General features: G+C 38.4%; 14 protein-coding genes and 1 pseudogene. 7 read left to right on the forward strand and 8 right to left on the reverse strand.

What is annotated here, in order from left to right; genetic code table 11:
- From AC1W6K_RS07235 to AC1W6K_RS07245, 3 genes and pseudogenes are all read right to left on the reverse strand, one after another.
- Positions 1–302 (reverse strand): annotated as a pseudogene (locus tag AC1W6K_RS07235) (50S ribosomal protein L25); the annotation flags it as partial.
- A 61-nt stretch (positions 303–363) separates the two neighbouring features.
- Positions 364–1,305 carry a ribose-phosphate pyrophosphokinase gene (locus AC1W6K_RS07240; RefSeq protein WP_481946972.1) on the reverse strand — a complete coding sequence of 314 codons (942 nt, stop codon included), beginning with the start codon at positions 1,303–1,305 and terminating at the stop codon, positions 364–366.
- Between the two features lie 74 nt (positions 1,306–1,379).
- Positions 1,380–3,644: an aconitate hydratase gene (locus AC1W6K_RS07245; RefSeq protein ID WP_481946973.1), complete on the reverse strand. Its 2,265-nt coding sequence runs from the start codon at positions 3,642–3,644 to the stop codon at positions 1,380–1,382.
- A gap of 404 nt (positions 3,645–4,048) precedes the next feature.
- On the opposite strand from AC1W6K_RS07245, the gene topA reads away from it, so the two are divergent.
- Positions 4,049–6,541, forward strand: coding sequence for a type I DNA topoisomerase (topA, locus tag AC1W6K_RS07250; RefSeq protein ID WP_481946974.1), 2,493 nt, complete (start codon positions 4,049–4,051; stop codon positions 6,539–6,541).
- A gap of 6 nt (positions 6,542–6,547) precedes the next feature.
- The gene (locus AC1W6K_RS07255) at positions 6,548–7,438 is read left to right on the forward strand and encodes a bifunctional 5,10-methylenetetrahydrofolate dehydrogenase/5,10-methenyltetrahydrofolate cyclohydrolase (RefSeq protein WP_481946975.1); all 891 of its coding nucleotides are present in this window, start codon (positions 6,548–6,550) and stop codon (positions 7,436–7,438) included.
- Here AC1W6K_RS07255 and AC1W6K_RS07260 read toward each other — a convergent pair.
- The 5 genes from AC1W6K_RS07260 to AC1W6K_RS07280 are packed head-to-tail and all read right to left on the reverse strand — an operon-like array spanning position 7,435 to position 11,634.
- A complete protein-coding gene (locus tag AC1W6K_RS07260) occupies positions 7,435–8,343 on the reverse strand; it encodes an RsmD family RNA methyltransferase (RefSeq protein ID WP_481946976.1) in 909 nt (302 codons plus the stop codon). The two genes, AC1W6K_RS07255 and AC1W6K_RS07260, sit on opposite strands and share 4 nt — an antisense overlap.
- Before the next feature lie 3 nt (positions 8,344–8,346).
- The gene (locus tag AC1W6K_RS07265; protein WP_481946977.1) at positions 8,347–9,945 is read right to left on the reverse strand and encodes a hypothetical protein; all 1,599 of its coding nucleotides are present in this window, start codon (positions 9,943–9,945) and stop codon (positions 8,347–8,349) included.
- Positions 9,946–9,948: 3 nt separating this feature from the next.
- Positions 9,949–10,353, reverse strand: a complete 405-nt coding sequence (locus AC1W6K_RS07270) for an EVE domain-containing protein (protein WP_481946978.1) — start codon at positions 10,351–10,353, stop codon at positions 9,949–9,951.
- Positions 10,354–10,355: 2 nt separating this feature from the next.
- Positions 10,356–11,180, reverse strand: coding sequence for a 1,4-dihydroxy-2-naphthoyl-CoA synthase (gene menB, locus AC1W6K_RS07275; protein ID WP_481719310.1), 825 nt, complete (start codon positions 11,178–11,180; stop codon positions 10,356–10,358).
- On the reverse strand, positions 11,170–11,634 hold the full coding sequence (locus AC1W6K_RS07280; RefSeq protein ID WP_481719287.1) for a DUF2452 domain-containing protein: 465 nt from the start codon (positions 11,632–11,634) through the stop codon (positions 11,170–11,172). The genes menB and AC1W6K_RS07280 overlap by 11 nt, the downstream gene beginning before the upstream one ends.
- An 84-nt stretch (positions 11,635–11,718) precedes the next feature.
- On the opposite strand from AC1W6K_RS07280, the gene AC1W6K_RS07285 reads away from it, so the two are divergent.
- Genes AC1W6K_RS07285 through AC1W6K_RS07305 form a run of 5 tightly spaced genes read left to right on the forward strand, consistent with a single transcriptional unit; the run spans position 11,719 to position 18,742 of the window.
- Positions 11,719–12,762 (forward strand): AMP-binding protein, encoded by a 1,044-nt coding sequence (locus AC1W6K_RS07285; RefSeq protein WP_481946979.1) that lies wholly within the window; start codon positions 11,719–11,721, stop codon positions 12,760–12,762.
- Complete coding sequence (locus AC1W6K_RS07290; RefSeq protein WP_481946980.1) at positions 12,759–13,529, forward strand: hypothetical protein; 771 nt, start codon at positions 12,759–12,761, stop codon at positions 13,527–13,529. The genes AC1W6K_RS07285 and AC1W6K_RS07290 overlap by 4 nt, the downstream gene beginning before the upstream one ends.
- A gap of 10 nt (positions 13,530–13,539) precedes the next feature.
- Complete coding sequence (locus AC1W6K_RS07295; protein ID WP_481946981.1) at positions 13,540–14,940, forward strand: aldehyde dehydrogenase family protein; 1,401 nt, start codon at positions 13,540–13,542, stop codon at positions 14,938–14,940.
- Between the two features lie 26 nt (positions 14,941–14,966).
- Complete coding sequence (locus AC1W6K_RS07300) at positions 14,967–17,693, forward strand: hypothetical protein (RefSeq protein WP_481946982.1); 2,727 nt, start codon at positions 14,967–14,969, stop codon at positions 17,691–17,693.
- Positions 17,660–18,742 (forward strand): tetratricopeptide repeat protein, encoded by a 1,083-nt coding sequence (locus AC1W6K_RS07305; protein WP_481946983.1) that lies wholly within the window; start codon positions 17,660–17,662, stop codon positions 18,740–18,742. Before AC1W6K_RS07300 ends, AC1W6K_RS07305 begins: the two co-directional genes overlap by 34 nt.
- Positions 18,743–18,782 lie beyond the last annotated feature (40 nt).

Here is an 18,782-nt window from a genome sequence, read left to right on the forward strand (position 1 = left end):
ATTTTGATTGGCTTTTTAGAATCGATTTCTAAGAAGTCAACGTGTAAAATCATTTCATTCACTGGGTGAAATTGGGCATCTTGTAAGATGGCGCGGTGAATATCACCTTCAATGTTTAATTCTACTTCATATACGTCTGCAGAATATAATAATTCACGGAAAAGGATCATTGGTACAGCAAAGTGTACTTGCTCCTCACCACCGTAAAGAACACATGGAGCTAATGCTTCTAAGCGTAAATCTTTAGAACCTTTTGTTCCTAGTGTAGATCTCTTGTATCCTACAATTTCTAACTTTTTCATTTTGTTTTTGTTAGTGTTTTCAGTCTTTCGCACGTAGGCTATCCCCCGAAAACGGTTAAAATTAATATTTAATAAATAATGAACTGATAGATTCGTGATCACGGATACGACCGATTGCTTTAGCAAATAATTCAGCAACCGATAGCACCTTAATTTTTTCAGATACATTCTTTTGAGGAATGGTATCCGTTACCAATAATTCAGTCAAAACTGAGTTATTGATATTTTCATACGCTTTACCCGAAAGTACAGGATGGGTAACAACTGCGCGTACTGAATTTGCACCCTTATCCATAATTAATTGAGCTGCTTTACATAATGTACCACCGGTATCAATTAAATCATCAACAAGAATGACGTCTGCACCTTTAACATCACCAATTAGTTGCATGGATGCAATTTCATTAGCACGTTTCCGATGCTTATCGCAAATCACCATATCTGCATTAAAGAATTTGGCCATGTTGCGCGTACGAACTACACCACCCACATCGGGGGATGCAAATAAGATATTTTCTAAATTCAACGATTTCAAATAGGGAACAAAGATGGCATTTCCCTCCAAGTGATCCACTGGAAAATCCATAAACCCTTGTATTTGACCGGCGTGTAGGTCAATCGTCATTAAACGATCTGCCCCAGCGGCGGTTAATAAATTACCTATCAACTTAGCACCAATTCCAACCCGTGGACGATCTTTACGATCTTGACGTGAATACCCAAAATATGGGATGACAGCGGTTACGTAATGGGCAGATGCCCTTCTAGCGGCATCTATCATCAACAATAATTCCATTAAATTATCCGCTGTAGGAAATGTCGACTGAATAATAAACACATCACATCCTCGCACAGACTCATCAAAACTAGGTGACATTTCACCGTCTGAGAATTTTAAAATAGTTACTGCACCCAAATCCTTTCCATAAAATTTAGCAATATCCTTTGCCAAATAATTCGATGCTGATCCAGAAAATATTTTAACTGCATTAATCGCTGCCATGTGTGTGTGTTAAAAAAGGGCTTAATTATAAAAATTAAGGCGCAAAATTAGTAATTCTGCGCCTTAAATCAAATCTATTTTACAGAAGCACGAATAATATTCAATGCACCACCTGCTTTGAACCATTCGATCTGTTGGTCATTATACGTATGATTAACAGCAAAGCTCTCCTTAGTGCCGTCAGCATGCACTAATTCAATCGTTAATGGTTTACCCGGCGCAAATGTTTCTAAACCTAAAATGTTGATTGTGTCATTCTCTTGAATCTTATCGTAATCTGATTCAGCAGCGAAAGTCAATCCCAACATCCCTTGTTTTTTCAAATTAGTTTCATGAATACGGGCAAATGATTTAACTAACACTGCACGGACTCCAAGGTGACGAGGCTCCATGGCAGCGTGTTCACGTGATGAACCTTCGCCATAATTTGTATCTCCTACAACAATAGTTCCTACACCCGCTGCCTTATAGGCGCGTTGGGTTGCTGGTACAGGTCCATATTCTCCAGTTAATTGATTTTTCACATTGTCAGTCTTCTCATTAAAGAAGTTAACTGCACCAATCAACATGTTATTAGAAATATTATCTAGATGACCACGGTATTTTAACCAAGGACCTGCCATGGAGATATGATCTGTTGTACATTTTCCTTTGGCCTTTATCAATAATTTCAAACCTGTAATATCCGATCCTTCCCATGCCGAAAATGGGTCTAATAATTGTAAACGGTCTGAAGTAGGTGAAACTTTAACCTGAACTCCTGAACCATCCTCCGCCGGTGCCTGATATCCCGCATCCTCTACAGCAAACCCTTTTTGTGGTAGTTCATCCCCAAAAGGCGCATCTAATTTAACTTGTTCTCCTCTTTCATTCGTTAGGGAATCTGTTAACGGATTAAATGTTAAATCTCCAGCAATGGCTAGAGCCGTAACTATTTCCGGTGAAGCTACAAATGCAAATGTGTTTGGATTACCATCCGCACGTTTCGCGAAATTCCGATTAAATGAGTGAACGATGGTGTTCTTTTCGCCTTTTTCAGCACCTTGTCGCGCCCATTGACCAATACATGGTCCACAAGCATTGGAGAATACGGTAGCACCAATGGAATTAAACGTATCAATAAAACCGTCACGTTCAATTGTGTAACGCACTAATTCTGAGCCTGGCGTGATTGTAAATTGAGCTTTTGTTTTTAATCCTTTGGCAGCAACTTGTTTAGCTAGGGACGCTGCACGTGCGATATCTTCGTAAGAGGAGTTGGTACATGAACCGATTAGGCCAACTTCTACTTTCGTAGGCCAACCATTTTTCTCGGCCAATTCTTTCAATTTTGAAATTGGTGTTGCCAAATCTGGTGTGAATGGCCCATTTACATGTGGTTCTAATGTATCTAAATTTATTTCGATTACTTGATCGAAGTATTTCTCAGGGTTTGCGTAAACTTCTGGATCAGCCGTTAAATGTTCGCGTACTTGATCAGCCATGGCAGCTACATCCGCACGACCCGTTGACTGTAAATAACGGGCCATTGAATCATCGTATCCAAAAGTGGATGTCGTTGCGCCTATTTCAGCACCCATGTTGCATATAGTACCTTTACCCGTACATGACAAGGAAGTGGCACCTTCTCCGAAATACTCAACTACACAGCCAGTACCACCTTTTACGGTTAAAATTCCTGCAACCTTTAAAATAATGTCTTTGGGTGCGGTCCAACCATTTAATTTACCTGTCAACTTAACGCCAATTAATTTGGGAAATTTTAACTCCCAAGCTAATCCAGCCATCACGTCACATGCATCTGCACCACCAACACCGATAGCGATCATACCTAATCCACCCGCATTTACCGTGTGTGAGTCAGTACCAATCATCATTCCACCTGGGAAAGCATAATTCTCTAGAACTACTTGGTGAATAATTCCTGCACCTGGCTTCCAGAACCCAATGCCATATTTGTCAGAAACCGACGATAAGAAATCGTAAACTTCTTTATTTCTATCTACTGCAACAGCTAAATCAGATTTAGATGCCACTTTAGCTTCAATTAAATGATCACAATGCACGGTTGACGGCACAGCCACTTGTGGCCGACCCGCTTGCATAAATTGCAACAATGCCATTTGAGCAGTTGCATCTTGCATAGCTACACGGTCCGGAGCGAAATCTACATATGAATTGCCACGTTCGTGTGCCACAGAAGGAGTTCCTTCCCAAAGATGGCTGTAAAGGATTTTTTCAGTTAATGTTAGCGGTTTTCCCGTTAATGCACGTGCAGCAGCGATGCGTGCAGGCATTTTATCGTAAACCGCTTTAATCATTCCAATGTCAAAGGCCATGTTAATTATTTTAAAATAAGAAATTGCTCGCAAAATTAATAGATTCAGAGCAAAATTGCCAATTTTGATTACTTGATTTGCTCTGTTTTATTTTTTATCAATATATTTCTATTTACACAGAAGTTCATTTAAATTTTCTTTTAAAGAATTTACTGATTTTCTTCATTTTGACTTTTTTGTTACACGTCTAAGCATTGTTTCTTTATTCAAATATTCAAGACTATCTGCTTTGGGCAACTTGCCAATACGTTGAATTCTTTACCTAATGACCCAAATTCAATTGAGTAAAATAAAATATCATTATTTAGTTTTTTTTTAGTGCTTTGTCTCGAATTGTGTACAAATACATTTTAAGGTTCTATATTTGAAATCTTTTCTAAAAAACAACTTGTAAATAATATCTAATGGCAAAAAATTTGGTCATTGTTGAGTCCCCTGCTAAAGCAAAAACGATAGAAGGTTATTTGGGTAAAGATTTCATTGTCAAATCTTCCTTCGGTCATGTTCGGGATTTACCTACCAAAGGTGATAAAGCCATTGATATTGAGCACGATTTTCATCCTACATATATTGTCTCCCCAGATAAAACAAAAGTAATATCTGAATTAAAAAGTCTGGCAAAATCATCTGATGAAGTATGGTTAGCGACTGACGACGACCGCGAGGGAGAAGCTATTTCATGGCATTTAAAAGAAGCTATTAATTTAAAAGATAATACGAAACGTATCGTGTTTCGTGAAATCACGAAAAGTGCTATTCTTAAAGCAATTGAGCAGCCTCGTGAAATTGATATGGATTTAGTGAATGCCCAACAGGCGCGTCGAATTATGGACCGTTTAATTGGCTTTGAACTCTCTCCTGTATTGTGGTCCAAAGTTCAGAAAGGTCTTTCTGCAGGTCGCGTGCAATCAGTTGCCGTACGATTAATCGTAGATCGTGAGCGTGAAATTGAAAAACACGAAGCGGCTGCAACATTTAAGGTGGTTGCACTATTCGACCTTCCAGGTAAAAAAGTATTAAAGGCTGAACTTTCGAAAGCATTTGCTGCGGAAGGAGAAGCACTTGAATTCCTGAAAAAATGTGTTGGTGCACAGTTTTCGATTAAAAATTTAGAGACAAAACCAGCTAAGAAAACACCTGCTCCGCCATTTACCACATCTACTTTACAACAAGAAGCTTCGCGTAAATTAGGGTATGCTGTCGCGACAACCATGTCAATTGCGCAAAAATTATATGAATCAGGACGAATTTCATACATGCGTACTGACTCAACCATGTTATCTCAAGAAGCGCGTGATAAAGCAAAAGTAGCCATTGAGAATGCTTATGGTGCACCATTTCATCATACCAGACAATTCAAAACAAAATCTGATAGTGCTCAAGAGGCACACGAAGCGATTCGTCCTACAGATTTTGCGCTGAGTACTTTAAATGGAGATTCGCGTGAACGGAAATTATATGAGTTAATATGGAAACGTGCCATTGCTTCCCAAATGTCGGATGCACTTTTAGAACGCACAACAGCACAAATTGAAATTTCAACCACGACTGAAATATTAGTTGCTCATGGTGAGGTTATCGCCTTTGAGGGTTTTTTAAAAGCCTATCTAGAAGGGAAAGATGATGAAGATGATGAGGAAAACAAGGATATGTTGCCTCCTTTATCCATTGGACAAGTATTGTCGCTAGATGAATTAAAAGCGCAAGAGCGTTTTACTCGGCCAGCTCCTAGGTATACAGAGGCAAGTTTAGTAAAGGCCATGGAAGAAAAAGGTATAGGAAGGCCATCAACGTATGCGCCAACTATTTCCACTATTATTAAACGCGCCTATGTTGAGAAGGAGGATCGTGCAGGTCGAGAACGTGCTTTTCAGACATGGACTTTAAAGGATGATGAAATTTCAGGTGTAAATGCGACCGAAATTGTAGGTACAGAAAAATCTAAACTTTTTCCAACCCATATTGGAACACTTGTCACCGACTTTTTAGTTGAAAATTTTCAGGATGTAGTCGATTTTACATTTACGGCTGAAATGGAAGATGAATTCGATAATGTTGCCAAAGGAAAGCTTCCTTGGGTGAAATTAATGAAGGATTTTTATGGCTCTTTTCATAAGACAATCGAAGACAGTAAATCTATCTCGCGCAGTTCAGTTGGCGGTGGCCGCGAATTAGGCCTAGATCCCGAATCTGGCAAAAAGATATCTGTGCGTTTAGGGAAATTTGGTCCTTTCGTCCAACTAGGTGAATCCGGAGATGAGGATAAACCTGTTTTTGCTAATCTTGCTAAAAGTCAATCCATTGCAACGCTATCTTTAGAACAAGCTATAGTGTTATTGGCACGCCCTAAACTACCTCGTGAAATTGGAATTTTAGATGATATGCCCGTCATTATTGGTGCAGGAAAATTAGGTCCGTACATTAAATATGATGGTAAATTTACTAGTTTGCCTGAACCAAATGATCCGTTTACCATTGAGTTAGATCAAGCTATTTTGGTCATGAAAGCGGCTCAAATTGCAGCAGAATCTGCTGGTTTAGGTTATTTTGAAGACCATTTAATTGAAACTGGTAAAGGCCGATTTGGTCCTTATGTCAAACATAATGGAAAGTATGTATCCCTTGGGAAGACAGATAATTTAGAATCATTAACTCAAGCGCGCGCTATTGAATTAATTATGGCTAAGCGTAATTCAGAAGCTAATAAATTCATTAAAGAATTTCCAGAAAATGCGGCCATTAAAGTCGTTAATGGACTGTATGGACCTTATATTCAAATAGGTAAACGGAATGTTAAAATTCCTAAAGATCAAGATCCTGCTTCCCTGACTTTGGAAGATTGTATCGCTTTAGGTGACGCTGCTCCTTCACCTAAAAAGACAACGAGAAAAAAATAAGTACCTATGAGCCAAATTATTGATGGAAAGATGGTTGCCGAATCTATGAAATCGGCCATCGCTCAAGAAGTAAATGAATTAATCGCTTCCGGTAAACGCCCCCCTCATTTAGTAGCTATTTTAGTTGGTGAAAATGGCGCATCTGAAACCTATGTTGCTAATAAAGTTAAGTCCTGTGGCGAGCTAGGCTTCGCTTCTACCCTGCTGCGATTTGACTCTACGATTACTGAAGCGGAATTATTGAAGGCTGTTCAAGATGTAAATGATAATCCAGAAATGGATGGTTTAATTGTTCAATTACCTCTGCCAAATCATATTAATCCTGATCGTGTGATGGAAACGATTCATCCGTCAAAAGACGTCGACGGTTTTCATCCAATCAATATAGGCCGAATGGCCAAAGGTTTACCAGCATACATCTCGGCTACTCCGCAAGGAGTTTTAGATTTGTTGGCCTATTACAACATTGAAACAGCAGGAAAACACTGTGTGGTTGTTGGCCGCAGCCAAATCGTCGGCCTACCTATGTCAATCCTGATGCAACGCAATCATCCACAAGGAAATTGCACGGTCACTTTGGCGCATTCAAGGACGGCTAATTTGGAGGAAATGTGCCAACAAGCCGATATATTGATAGCGGCTTTGGGTAAACCTGAATTCATTAAGGCAGCGCACATTAAACCAGGTGCTGTGGTAATTGATGTGGGTTTGACACGTATTGTGGATACAAGTAAAAAATCGGGCTTTGCGCTAAAGGGAGATGTAGATTTTGAAGAAGTGGCTCCTCTATGCTCTTATATTACGCCCGTTCCGAAGGGTGTAGGCCCTATGACGATTGTGTCGCTTATGAAAAATACTCTTCTAGCCGCTAAGGGAGTAATTTATCCGAAAAACTAAGACTGAAATAAATACCGATGGAAAACACCCAATGGTAGTTTTTTATCGTATTGGTCATTTAGGTATAATTCGCCAGATTGAGCATTTTCTGGTACACTGAAAATGCCATTAACAAGGTTTTCTACGACGAGCGTTGAGAATCCCAATGAGTATACATTTGTCAGTAAAATATGTTCTTTAGGATCTAAAATCTCTTTTACAGAACGCAATAAATCATCTATCTGCTCTTCCAATACCCATTTCTCTCCTTCTGGACCACGGCCATATGCTGGCGGATCTAATAAAATTCCTTGGTAATGGTTACCCCTTCTTGCCTCTCTTTTGACAAATTTCAACGCATCTTCTGCCATCCATCGAATCGAATCCAATTTTGAAACTTCCATATTTTCGCGCGCCCAAGATAAAACAGGTTTTACTGAATCTACATGGGTTACATCTGCACCCATTTGCCGACAAACTAAGCTTGCTCCGCCTGTGTAAGCAAATAGATTCAAGAATTTAGGCTTAGCTGTTTTTAATTTAGGCATATTGGTTGCTAAAAACTCCCAATTGGAAGCCTGTTCAGGGAACAGTCCCACGTGCTTAAAAGACGAAAGACTAATTTTGAAATTCAACGCTAAGCTTTTTGAATTATAGGGAATAAACCATTTATCAGGTACCCCTTTTTTTATATCCCAAACGCCCCGTTCATTACTTCCTTTTTCTTTTCTAAAGTGAGCATTTGCCTTTAAAGACCAAAATTCTTCAGATAATGATTTTGTCCAAAGTGCTTGTGGTTCAGGTCTACGAACACAAAAATCACCAAACTGCTCAAGCTTTTCAAAATTTCCTGAATCAATTAATTCATAACTCTTACCCCAAAATTCGGGTGTTTCAATGGTAATGGCAGCTTGTTTGTTTTCCAAAATTTAGGGATTGAATTGAATCTTATTGATGAAAAATACGTCTCTTTTTCCTTCTTCCGTATTACTTATGGATTGAGTACCATGAGCAATGAAATATGGACCGTACCAATAATTTAAATCTAGTTTGGATGATTTCCGAACGCGGTCAGATTCATTTTCTGTCTGTATGGTTAATATGCGCTCTTGTTCGACTGTCCCGGATTGGCTAATTATTTTACTAATTATTTGATTATCCTTACTGTAAGAAAGTGTAACCTGATCGTCCAATACGGAAGTTTTGATTTTTTGAATTAACTTTTCTTCTTTGGCATCATTTAATGGAATTGAATGATCCCAAAGTACTTGGCCATTTTCATCAAGTTCAGCTACAATTGCGTGCGTGTAAACCCAGCCGTCAAACTGCTGGTTGTTTCCATAATAATTATATCCACGATATCCCCACGGACTGTAATAGCTTGAAAAGGGGGAATACAAACCATAATAACCGTATCCCCAGCGATACGGATTATACAACATGCTCCATGGGGAATAAAAATTAGAAAAACCTCCCATGCCCATCATGCCTGGTCCATAGAGACCCATGTTATTGTATCTATAATCAGGATAAAAAGCTTCCGCTACAACGATATAATGATCTCCTTTTCGGATTACTTCATGCATGAGTAAGCGATAATCAAGACGTAATTCCTCTCCTTTTGCAGCTTTTTCCTTTATTTTTTTGGCTTGTCTTTCCTGTTGCTTCGGACTAAGAAATTCAAAGAAATTCGTGAATTTAGTGAAGCTCTGAAAGTTTGTATGTTGTAATTCACTGTCAATAAATGATTGGAAATAAAATCCTTGCGAACTTGGTCCCTTAGAAGACCCAATCGTATTTTTATGTCCATAGGTGCCCACCACGATTTGCAATGAATCATTCATTTGACTTAGTTTCCCGTTCATCATCGCAAACTCATCAGATGGTTTCATTTGGACAGAACCCAACAAGTTTCCATCTTCATCAAACGAACGAATAATCAGTTGATAATCTTTGGCCCTTTTTCCTACTGAGTAAGTCACATTGACTTGCTGGAACGCAGTATCCAAGTCCATGGATTGTATTTCTGCATCCCCTTTCACAACCGATGGCAGGATTTGTGTTTTCTTTTCGTTCAAATTAGTGAAAAGTATCACGGCTTGACTATTGACGATTCCGCCTATAAATAATGAGGAATTTAGGGCTTTGAAATTAGAGATTTCGATGCGGTCAACAGATATAATCTGGAATTTTTCAATTTTACCACTAGTCGTATTTACGCGAAAAATGATGTACGAATTACTTTTAAATCTGCTAAATAATAAAAACAAGTATTTACCATCGAAGCTATGCGTGACAAAATCCTGAGATGCTTCTACTGTTGCATTATAGGACCATGACTGTACTAAACCCGTATTGAATTTTCGAATATTGAACTCTTGCTTATTTAATTGGCTAATCAATACAACCCCTTGATCACCAATAGGAATCGTGAAATTCTCAATTTCGCTGCTCGGTTGAAGAACTTCGATGCGCTGGCCACAAATTACATGGCTAGTAATTAAAAAGAGCAGGAGTAACTTTTTCATAATTTATTCAGCAAGGCTTAAAATAATGTCAAATTCTGCTTTTAGTACCGGAGTTACGGATAATCTAGATTGTTTGATTAACGCCAAATTACTCAAACGCTCATCAGATTTCATTGATTTTAACGTAACAGTTTTAGCTAATTTTTTTATTGGTTTTAATTCAACAACTACCCAGCGGTCATCCTCTGTGGTTGGGTCTTGGTAAAATTCCTTTGATATTTCTGCTAAACCAACGACCTCTACACCTTCATTTGAATGATAAAATAATACCCAATCCCCCTTTTTCATCGCTTTCAAATTATTTCGTGCTTGGTAATTACGTACGCCATCCCAAACAGATTTCCCCTCTTTAACGAAATCATCCCACGAATATTTGAATGGTTCTGATTTAACTAACCAATAATTCATGATTACGGGAATTTAGGGAATTTTGAGAAATCAGGTTTGCGTTTTTCCAAAAAGGCATTTTTACCTTCTTTGGCTTCATCAGATAGGTAATACAATAACGTCGCATTTCCTGCTAATTCTTGTATACCTGCTTGACCGTCCAACTCCGCATTAAAGGATGATTTTAACATACGAAGCGCTAACGGGCTCTTTTCTAATATTTTTTCACACCAAGCAACGGTCGTATTTTCTAACTCCTCTAATGGGACTACTTTATTAACCAATCCCATTTGCAATGCATCTTGTGCATCATATTGATCGCAAAGAAACCAGATTTCACGTGCTTTTTTTTGCCCTACAACCCGAGCTAAATAAGAAGCACCAAATCCACCATCAAATGAACCTACATTAGGTCCTGTCTGACCAAAACGAGCATTTTCAGCCGCAATGGACAAATCACATATTACATGCAAGACATGCCCACCTCCAATGGCCCAACCAGCCACCATGGCTATAACAGGCTTTGGAATCGTACGTATTTGACGTTGTAAGTCTAATACGTTTAAGCGAGGAACATAATCTTCGCCAACATACCCTCCGTCACCGCGTACGCTTTGATCGCCACCCGAACAAAAGGCTTTACCGCCTTCTCCCGTTAAAATTATAACCCCGATTGACGTGTCTTGTCTAGCCAATTCCATTGCCTCAGACATCTCTTGAACGGTGAGGGGCGTAAATGCATTATGCTTGTGCGGGCGATTAATGGATATTTTAGCAATTCCGCTGTATTGCTGAAACAAAATTTCTTTGTATTCTCTTATTGGTTTCCACGGAAAATTAGAAATCATCATTTTGTTTGGTTTCTTCGTTATAAGTTACATCCCACGTGTGGTCTGCAAGTAAAATTACTTTGGCTAGATAGCGACTATATTTAAACGAGCGCCCCCACTCATGTGGAGCAACTAAAGATAATAAATCACTTCCATCCTCTTTTTCGTACATATAATACGTTTCACTGATAATAGGCTCAAAACCCATTGCAGTGTCATATATACGTTCTGAAATTTCTTTTCGATCGGCAATCATTTTGGCTTGTTTTGCCAAAACTTCCATTTGCTCGTAAAGCTGATTCATTTGTCGGTCCGTCTGCTGACGCATCGCTTGAATAGATCTCCCTTTTGTTTTACCTATATCTTCCGGTTTAATTACAGCTCCTCCTGCCGTGTGCGCGTAGGGAAGTAAGCCCGGATTTTGGGCAACTTTATCTGGATTAATGGGATTTACAAATGGATCTTCGCTCATGTACGTAAGGTTAAACTGATTAACCTTTTATTAACTCACGAAATTAGAGAATGTTTGGCTATTTTTGGAATTATTTAATGTTTTATGCTTCTTTTCTCTCCGAGTGCTTTAGAATATCCCATACCTGCTACTGAATTTGAGAAGCAGGTTTTTGACTTTTGTCAAAAATGGAAAAAGGGACAAGCACATTTTCATTTTATGACGTCCGGCTCAACCGGTTCCCCAAAACCAATTCAAATCTCTCGAGAAGCCATGATTGCCTCAGCAAAGGTGACTGGTGAATGGTTACAATTAAAGCCAAATGATGTGGCTCTTGTGTGTCTACCGATACATTATATCGCTGGATCTATGGTTTTAGTTAGGGCATTGGAATTGAATTTACAACTACTTTTGATAGAGCCATGTATTAATCCGCTCAAGGATTTACCGCCAATTTCTATTCAACTAGCCTCCTTTGTTCCCAATCAATGGTATGCTATTTTAAATGATGGTATTGATTTGCTAAGCTATTTTTCAAAATCAAAGGCAGTGTTGCTCGGAGGAGCTGCTTTAAATCTCACGATTATTTCGCAAACAAATTTCCAATTTCCAATATTTGCAACGTATGGAATGACAGAAACCGTTTCGCATGTGGCTTATCAAATGCTTAGTCCTACTCCCGCTACTTGTTATAAAATTTTACCATCTATAGAGTTTGAAGTTGGCATAAATAAATGTGCCCGTTTCAAAGGAGATGTGACGGGCCAACAATGGGTTCAAACAAACGATATCGTTGAACAAATTGATTCGTGTCATTTTAAGGTACTCGGACGTGCAGATCGTGTCATTAATTCGGCTGGGCGTAAAATTCAAGCGGAAAAGGTCGAGCAAGAAATAGCGTCCTTATTTTCTGAGCGTTCATTTTTTGTCAGCGGTGTGCCCAATGAAGTTGTAGGTCAAAAAGCAGTACTATTTATTGAAGGATTGGGTTTGGTTGATGAAAGTTTGGTAAATCAAAAATCACTTCCGGCATTGCAATCATGGGAAATTCCAAAGCAGGTTGTCTATCTGCCTAAATTTGAAACTACGGAATCTGGTAAGATCGACCGACTAAAATCCGTAGCTTTGTACCTTAATACGCAAAAATGAATCCAGCCAAATTAGAAAAGAAGTTTCAGTTGTTTTATGAAAGTCCGAACAACGTACCTCCACCCTATCATTTAGAGGCGGCGTTTGAGTTTACTGATTTTTTGTCGGATGTACCTACCGTTAAATTAACTATTCAATACATTGACCGAGATGACTTTTCGCGGGAAGAGTTGCTAGCCGAAGGTTTAAATACGGAAGATACATATGTGTGGGAAGGATCTTTACCTACGGCGTGGCGTAATCGCTTAGAAGATTCTTTTCGATTATATAAATCAGGTTCCTGCGATCCACGTGATGAGGAGCCATTTATTACATTGGAAGCGGCTGATACTACAACGGCATTACCCGTTATTCTAGAATTAGATGATACGCTTATTCAAGAATTCATGCAGGCTATTTTAGAAAATGCGGGGAAAGAAATGCCCTTATATTTGGGATTTCAATTTGCGGATGAAGATGGTTTATGGGTTCGTATTGAAGGTGAATTGTCATTCTATAATTTAAGTTTTAGGTATTCCAAAGATGCGAATGACTTAATTCGATTTACGGATGATTGGAAAGGACTTCAAGAATTAATGGCTGTTTTATTTACAGGTGAATTTGTTTTTGAAAAAGGAGTTGAAGAATTGAAGCCTAAAACTGAGTTTGCCATATATCCGGGCGATGGTAAATGGTATGTTGCGGGAGATACGTGGTTTAGACCATCAGGGAATAAAGGATATTTTGATTTGATTGAAGAAAAATTACGAACATTGTTTACCATTTAATTGAAGTACTATGGAACAACAAATTAATGCTATTTATGCGTTACAAAAATCTTCATTACAGCGTTTAAAAAATGCGAGTGCAGCTTCGCGTATCGAAAAATTACGATCTATCGAGACGTATATGCTGGCTCATAAACAATCTTTATTTGATGCGCTTTATGCTGATTTTAGAAAGCCGAGCTCCGAAGTAATAATCGCTGAGCTTTTAGGCGTTAAAAAAGAGATTAATTACATGATTAAGCATTTGAAATCATGGATGAAACCACAGAAAGTAGGCACGCCGCTTATGCTAATTGGGACTCAAGGGCAAATACAATTAGAGCCCAAAGGTATGTGTCTTATTATTGCCCCATGGAATTATCCGTTCAACTTAGCGATCAATCCCCTAGTTCATGCTATTGCGGCAGGGAATGCGATCATGCTAAAGCCTTCAGAAATGAGCGAGCATACGTCAGCATTTATAAATAAAATGATTACTGCTTTATTTGATCCATCGGAAGTAGCTGTATTTGAAGGAGACGCATCAGTGGCTAGTTATTTGTTGGAGCAGAAATTTGATCATATATTTTTCACAGGTAGTCCGATGATTGGGAAAAAGGTAATGGAGGCGGCTTCCAAACATCTTTGCTCGGTGACATTGGAATTAGGTGGGAAATCACCTGCGATTGTTGACGAATCTGCCGATATTTCTTCTTCAGCCCAGAAAATTGCTTGGGGCAAGTTTTTAAATAATGGACAGACATGTATAGCTCCTGATTTTTTATATGTGCATGAAAAAGTGAATTTTCAATTTTTGCAAGCCTTGGAGCAGTCAATAGCTAGTTTTTATGGCACTGGAAGCGAAATTGCTAAAAGTAAGGATTATGCGCGTATTGTCAATAAACGTCATTTTAATCGTATCAAGCACTTGTTTGATGAAGCAGTTTTGCAAGGAGCTAAAGTTTTGATTGGTGGAGATTTTGACGAATCTACTTGTTTTATGAGTCCTACCATCTTAACAAATTGTAATGTGGACATGCAAATTATGCAGGAAGAAATTTTCGGACCAATTCTGCCTGTAATTACATTTAAAAATGAAGTGGAAATCACAGGATATTTAAGTCGGGAAGAAAAGCCTTTAGCGTTGTATATATTTAGTCAAAATCAAATATTCTCGGATTTTATTGTTCAAAACACCTCTTCAGGTTCTTGTTTAATTAATGATTGTTTGATTCAATTCGGACATGATGAACTTCCTTTTGGTGGTGTTAATAATTCAGGAATTGGCAAGTCGGGTGGGAAATTCGGATTTTTAGAATTTTCGCATGCCAAATCAGTTTTAGTTCAAAAAACAAACTTTGTACGTTATTTTTATCCTCCATATACGGCGAAAAGAAAGTGGCTCATCGAACAAGTCTTGAAATGGTTTTAAGGTTTTTTACCTTTTTGATACTTTGTATGTGTGGTCAATTAAGTTTGGCGCAGGTTAATTATCCCATACTAGATCAAAATCCTTTTTTGGTACGTCATCGTCAGATCCAGCTTCAACAATTTCCTGTTCAAATCATATATCCTGAAGGCTTAGATTCACTTGCTCAGGTTACAGCGAAAGAATTGGATCGATCGCTTTCAGCGGTTGGTCTTGGATTAGCAGCATCCTTACATCCGTGGAAAATTGTTCTGCAAAATCAAGGAATGGTTTCCAACGGTTTTGTTTCATTAGCGGCACCTAGAGCGGAATATTTTATGCTTCCTCCACAGGATCCAAGTTTACTTGGGACGAATGATTGGATCAGTTTATTAGCTGCGCATGAATCTCGGCATATGTATCAAAATGAAATTGGACGTACCGGTCTTGCCAAATGGATGTACTATTTGTGGGGTAATAATGGTCAGATGGCATACACTAATTTGCTGATTCCTAATTGGCTTTGGGAAGGTGATGCGGTGGAGACTGAGACGCGCGTTACTGGTTTCGGCCGTAGTGTAATTCCTCAATTTCAAATGCCCTTAAGGGCATATTTAGATACTTTTGGTGCGCCAAGCTACGCTAAATTAATGGGACGTTCGTTTCGAGAATATGTTCCGAATCATTATGTTTTTGGTCAAAAATTTTCACATCTTTTACAACAGCGTTACGGCCAGGATGTAATTGGGCGCATTTGGCAACAAACTTTAAATACACCCATTCCCTTCTCGTTTTCAAGATCTGTAAAAAAAATAACGGGGAAATCGGTAGATAATTTTGCTCAAGAAATACTGAGTACTACACCTGTTACTAAAAAAATCAAGCTAAAGGAAAAAGGATTTACAAATTATTTATATCCCAATCCCGTAAATGATAGCAGTTTTGTAGCGATAAAGAATGGATTTGATGCGAATACCCAATTGGTTTTGCGGACTCCCAATGCGGAGAAAAGACTTGTATTCATGGGTCCTTATTTTGAAAATGCGATGTTGGCAGCTTCTTCAAACTTCGTCATTTGGTCGGAATATGTCTTTAATCCAAGATGGGGCCAAAAGAATCAAACCGTTTTTTATTTATATGACTTGCTGAATCATAAACGAATAAAATGGGGGTCACTGGGTCAAGCAACTAATCCAAGTATTTCTGCTGATTCAAAATACATTGGGGCATTAGTGTATCGTTTGTCAGGTGCGTCAAAGTTACAAGTTATAGATCGATTTTCTAAACAAGTAGTTTCTCAATTAGTCGCCAAACCAGGGGAACAGTTTGTTCAGCCTCGTTTGCAAGGAGAATCTGATTATGTATTTATCAAGAAAAAAGGCCAGTCCAAATCAATTATAGTATGGAATTGGAAAGAAAATGTCATGCGCGATTCTATTCAATTAGGGCCTATTAATGCGTCTCACCCCTATTTAGCGGGTGAAAATATCTACATTAATTTACCCGTTGATGGTGTAGATCAGATCGTAGGCGTTGATTTAAAATCTAAACAGCCCCGAGTTCTTACAGGTGAAAAGTATGGTGCCTATTTCGGTATTCCTATGGGTAATAAATTAGTTTATTCGAATTACACCGCGACTGGACATGTTGTTGTTATCGGAGATTCGACAGCTAAAAAAACCGTTAACATTTCTTTTGCTCCTATTCCAAATGTAACAGATACACTGAGTTCGTATGTCTCATCTTCTTACTCCAAGTGGAAGATTTTCAACCCATATGCTTGGGGGCCTTTGGTAAGTTCTCAGGGGAATAAACTTGATGTAGGCATTGTTAGTAAAGATGTTTTGAATAATCTACAAGCTAGTTTTGGGTATCAATGGAATGCAAATGAACAAGTAGCAAATACGTTCGCACGTTTGTCTTATCAAGGTTTTTTTCCAGTTATTGATTTTAATTATGAATCGGGGAATCGTTTTTCTGAGTTGAATTTGCCTACGCCAACAAATCCAAATGCGGTGAGTTCGGATCAATGGAGTCAAACAAAATATTCGTTGGGTCTACGTATTCCACTTAATCTGACACATTCTGCATTTTTGGAATCTTTAGAGATGGGTTCAAAAATTGATTTTTTACAAGTTTCCGGATATGATTTAAAGAGGCGTTACATTACAGAAGCCTTTAATGGAACATATTCTTCAATAAATTATCATGTTTCCTATTCTAAAATGTTCAATCGAACTTACCGCGATTTACAATCAAAATGGGGTATTCAAGTTGTTGGAAGATTTAATTCAACTCCTTTTGCTCAGTCACTTCAGGCTGAAATTTGGTCAATTCAATCAAAATTGTTTTTTCCTGGATTTTTGAAACATCATGGATTCAGTTTACGTACGGGTTACCAACAGGAATCTAAGGGAAATTACCGATTTGGGAGTTATTTGAGTTTTCCACGTGGCTACTCGTACGCTTCTTTCGATCAAATGTTTAGCTATAGTTTGGATTATCGATTCCCGTTGGCATCTACAGATTTTAACGTAGGTCGTTTTATTTATTTAAAGCGTATAAATATGGATTTATTTGCTGATGGTGGCCAAGGACGCGTTATGCAAAAATCTAAATTGTTAGTTCGTGATTATCAATCCTTAGGTGTAGATTTGTCTTTCCAACTGCATTTAATGCGGTTTTCACAAGAATTTGAACTTGGTGTTCGAGGCGTATATTTGCCACATACAAAAGAATTTGCATGGTTTCCTTTGGTACTCGATATCGGTTTTTAATCGTTATTTGTTCTTTTTGGCTTTATTCATGCGAACCAACGGCGGATCAGCGTGGTGAAATTATTCCGCCGAAATCAGCGTATAGTCAAACACTGCGTCCAAGTCTTGTTGTTTCTTACATGACGCAATTGCTTCGTGAAAATGAAAGTCCTCATTTTTATTATTTGCGCGCCAAAGCCTATTTTCAATTACGTGATTACGTGCATGCTGAAAATGATATTGAGCGTTCATTAGAGAAAAGTCCGGGTGATGTGGATTACTTGTTGTTGTCCTCTCAAATAAAATGTCAATTGGGTTGGTATTCTCAAGCTCTTGAGGAAGCCAAAGCGTTGGAATCTTCAGGAAATAATTCGCCAGCGCTATATTTGATATTTAGTGAAATATACGTGGCATCTAATTCAAAACGCGTTGCAGCGAATTATTTACAGCAAGCAGTTAATCAAGGGATACCAGTTTTGGATAAATCATATAGTTCCTATTTACAGAATTTGGTTCGTGGGGATAGCTTGTTGGCCATGCAATCAATTCAACAAAAAGATTTGGTTCATCCTCAATTAAGCTCTGCTTATTTTAGATATCAATTGCCTCGTATGGCTCATTTATCGTATCAAAATTTAATTTTAACTGAACTTAAGAAGTATCCATTTGATCCGTATCTTTTAATAAATTGGGCGCGTTTTTTAAGTCAAATTGGCCAATATGAACGAGCTGAGAAGGTTTATCTCCACCTTTTGCCCCTTTTGCCGAAAAATCCATTTGTTGTGTTGGAGCTCGGACAATTCTATGTTCGCATGGGAAATAATAAAAAAGCGCTTGTTTATTTAAGTCAGGTACCCAGGCAATCTGGGGGTTACCGAGATGCCATGTTCAATCAAGCATTAGCTTATTTGAACATGGGTGAAAAAGCACGTAGTTTGGCTGTTTTAGATTCAGGCCGACTTCTATTTAAGGCTGATGGTAGATTTATGCAAATGCGTGACCGACTGCTTGGTAAGCGATTAGATAGCATGCAACTTGCTGTGGATTCTACTGGACAAAAAAGCGATTAACAGCTGTTTAGATTGCGGCTTAATTTGTACCTTTGCAAAA

Source organism: Aquirufa sp., from assembly GCF_964796385.1.